Consider the following 2,488-nt stretch of genomic DNA (forward strand, 5'->3'; position numbering starts at 1 on the left):
TACCTCGACCAGCTGCAGGACATCTGGAGCGCCAACACCCAGTCCCTGCCCGTCGTGACCGAACTCGGCCGCGCCGCCCAAGACGAGGAATTGTCCGAGGCGCTGATCGATGGCGGCAACGGTATTGCCGATGGCATCGCCGAAATAGAGAAGCTGTGCAACGACCACGGCATCAAGCCGAACGCCGAGCATTGCAAGGGTATGGAAGGCCTCGTGAAGGAAGCGCGCGCGCATGGCTTGTCCGACGAGATCACGGACGCTGACGTGCGCGATGCAGCCATCATCCCGCAGTATCAGCGCATGGTACATTACGCACTTGCAGGTTACGGGACCCTGGCCGCCTTCGCCAACCGCCTCGGTTTGGACGGTGACGCGGCGGTATTGAAAAAATGCCTCGATCAGACTTACGACGGCGACCGCCGCATGACGGCGATCGCCATGAAGGGCGGGGTCAACAAGGACGCCGTCTCCTGAATTCTGTCCGCAATGAGCAATCTGGGCTGTACGAAAAATCGTACGGCCCTTTTCATGGCATGGACATTCGTAGAGTGGACTTCTGTGCGATGGCACCGACGTCTCGATCAGCCTGCCAGACAAGTGTTTTGTCCGTTTGACCGTTTCGTTATTTGGAAACATGCCTGTCAGCATCCGGACCCGATCTCGCCGTTGTGCTGATGGCAGCATCCTCGCGTGGATGACCGAACTGGGGTGGTTTCCTGTGCGACGGCTTTCGGTTGCGGAACCTAGAAAATGGACTTTGTCCGGAGAGGAAAGGGATGGCCTCAATGAACCCGTGGCAATCCCCTGAACGCCTAGGTCATGAGCTGGCATCTAGCGCTGAAATGTGAGGTGGATGGTCCCGCTCTCGGCCGTTTCCGACCTCACAGTGTAGCCAGCTTCCAAGCCACGCAGATCGTCCCAGAGGCGTATGCCTCGTCCCAGCACGATTGGTACGATCGCAACGTGCAGCCGGTCCACAAGTCCGGCCTTGAGATAGTCGCGAACCATGGTTGGTCCGCCCCCTATCCGCACGTCCTTGCCGTTCGCGGTCTTTGCGGCCTTCTGAAGCGCATCATCCGGGCTCGCGGCGATGAAGTGGAAAGTGGTGCCGCCAGCCATTTCGATTGAAGGTCGCGGCGTGTGCGTCAGGACGAAGACCGGGCAGCGGAATGGCGGCTCGTCACCCCACCAACCCTTCCAGTTCGGATCATCGGGGAAGTTGTGCAGCCCGAACTTGCCCGCTCCCATGATTTCGGCACCGATGTTGTCGAAGTAGTCCTTCGCATATTCATCGTCGATACCGGTGGTGCCTTTGCCGCTGGTGTCGTGCAGCACGCGATCCCGGAAAGTCCGTGTCGCGACATAGGCATCTGTCAGGCGCGACCAGTCCTGGCCGAACGGATTGTCTGGTGTCTGGTCCGTCGTCGTTGCGAAACCATCGAGCGAGATCATGAGATCGACACGAACTGTCATTGTAGTGCTCCGTAAATACTAAGGTATCCGCCTTTCTAACTGCATCGAAACACTAAGGCAAGTGCCTTTTTTACCTTGACTGACGCGGCGGGGCGATTTACGCAGCGATATGCCCTTTCACTCGACCCCGCTCGATCTTGCCTTCCATGCCCTGAGCGATCCGACGCGCCGGGCGGTGATATCGCGTCTGGCCGAGGGAGAGATGCCTGTCAGTGTGCTCGCGAAGCCTTTCGACATGGCGCTCCCCTCCTTTGCTCAGCATCTCAAGGTGCTCGAAGATTGCGGATTGATTGCCAGCGAGAAACGCGGGCGCAGCCGCTGGTGCCGCCTGGAGCGGGCGCGGTTCGAGGAGGCGGCAAATTGGATGGAAGCGGAGCGCCTTGGCTGGGCCGAGCGGCTCGACCGGCTGGAAGCCTATCTGGACAACGCGGAAGGGAACGATGATGGAAAAGCTGTTTGAGAGCTGGTCGCTCGACCGTGAGATCGTACTGGTAAAGGTGCTCAAGCACCCGCGCCGCAAGGTCTTTGCCGCGTGGATGGACCCCGAAGCGCTGGCTCAGTGGTATGGTCCGGCTGGCCTCACTATCGAGAGCCAGAATGCCGATATCCGCGAGGGTGGGGAATGGCACTTCGACATGGTGGGTACGTTTGAAGGAAAAACGCAGCGCATTCCCAACCTTATGCGCTTCTTAAAGATCGTGCCGAATGAACTGATCGTGGTGGACTACGGCACGCCCGAGCCGAACGATCCGGAGCGCTTCTACATGACTGTCACCTTCGATGAGCAGACCGACGGGAAAACCGTGCTGACCATGCGCCAACTTCACCCGAGCCGCGAACGTCGTCAGGTGGTCTTGGGTTTCGGCGCGGTGGAATACGGGCTGCAGACTCTGGACAGCCTCGCGGCCTGGCTGGATGGTTGAGCGCTGCTCAACTGGACGCCTACCGGTCGCACCATCTTCTCACGAACGGCAGCTTTCAGTTCTCGGAGCGCAACTGCGAATGTCTGAATTGG

4 protein-coding genes are annotated in these 2,488 nt (G+C 59.4%); 3 read left to right on the forward strand and 1 reads right to left on the reverse strand.

Going from position 1 to position 2,488, the window contains the following annotated elements; genetic code table 11:
- Positions 1 to 474 (forward strand): ferritin-like domain-containing protein (locus EO136_RS10095; protein WP_164730526.1); only part of this gene is annotated, 474 nt, incomplete at its 5' end.
- Positions 475 to 831: 357 nt separating this feature from the next.
- On the opposite strand, the gene EO136_RS10100 is transcribed toward EO136_RS10095, so the two are convergent.
- Complete coding sequence (locus EO136_RS10100; protein ID WP_127144078.1) at positions 832 to 1,473, reverse strand: dihydrofolate reductase family protein; 642 nt, start codon at positions 1,471 to 1,473, stop codon at positions 832 to 834.
- Between the two features lie 109 nt (positions 1,474 to 1,582).
- On the opposite strand from EO136_RS10100, the gene EO136_RS10105 reads away from it, so the two are divergent.
- Together EO136_RS10105 and EO136_RS10110 are read left to right on the forward strand one after the other, a co-directional pair.
- Entirely contained in the window at positions 1,583 to 1,933 is a 351-nt protein-coding gene (locus EO136_RS10105) for an ArsR/SmtB family transcription factor (RefSeq protein ID WP_127144079.1), read from the forward strand.
- Positions 1,917 to 2,396 (forward strand): SRPBCC family protein, encoded by a 480-nt coding sequence (locus EO136_RS10110; protein ID WP_127144080.1) that lies wholly within the window; start codon positions 1,917 to 1,919, stop codon positions 2,394 to 2,396. Before EO136_RS10105 ends, EO136_RS10110 begins: the two co-directional genes overlap by 17 nt.
- Positions 2,397 to 2,488 lie beyond the last annotated feature (92 nt).

The organism is Pelagibacterium montanilacus, from assembly GCF_003992665.1.
In the GTDB taxonomy this organism is placed as follows: domain Bacteria; phylum Pseudomonadota; class Alphaproteobacteria; order Rhizobiales; family Devosiaceae; genus Pelagibacterium; species Pelagibacterium montanilacus.